Here is a 548-nt window from a genome sequence, read left to right as displayed (position 1 = left end):
TCCTTTTGTTTTCGCTTGTTGGTGACGGGATCGCGGCCAATATCAACAGTCACCGACCAGGTGGCTCCGCAGGTGCATTTCTTGCCTTTCTCGCATTTACAGCCGCGCTTTCTGAAATATGGCATCGATTCATTCCTCCTTTTGCTGATGCAATTCTAGAGCATTCTTTCGAGCTTGTTTTACCATGATTTCCGCAATGGTACGATGCAGTTTGTCTAATGCTGAAGGTTTATTCGGGTCTTCTTTAACTGCATAAATTTCGATTTTTCCGTAAGGGCCGTCAAATGTGTCATAAAGTACTTCCGTGACTTCTTCATCTTCTGGACCTACGCAGATTCCATCCCCAATCTTCTTACAGGTCATTGCCTCACACCTCCTCGCGGAATATTTTTCTATGTTAATCGATGATCCGAAAGGCCGTTAGTGACCTAACTGATCAGGAACTGCACCTAAGTCTTTTTGATGTAGGTTGAATGACCCCATAGTTATCTTTCTTTGTAACCTTCTTCTTTAATACCTTCTTCTTTCTGTGGTCGCTCTGCTGGTCG

The 548-nt window shown here is 44.0% G+C and carries 1 protein-coding gene; it reads right to left on the bottom strand.

Annotated elements, in window-relative coordinates:
• Positions 1 to 129: 129 nt before the first annotated feature.
• On the bottom strand, positions 130 to 363 hold the full coding sequence (locus GQY55_RS30820) for a hypothetical protein (protein ID WP_160045735.1): 234 nt from the start codon (positions 361 to 363) through the stop codon (positions 130 to 132).
• Positions 364 to 548: the final 185 nt, after the last annotated feature.

The organism is Paenibacillus sp. USDA918EY (assembly GCF_009870825.1).
Lineage (GTDB): Bacteria > Bacillota > Bacilli > Paenibacillales > Paenibacillaceae > Paenibacillus_AQ > Paenibacillus_AQ albilobatus.
This window is presented reverse-complemented; position numbering and strand designations above follow the sequence as displayed.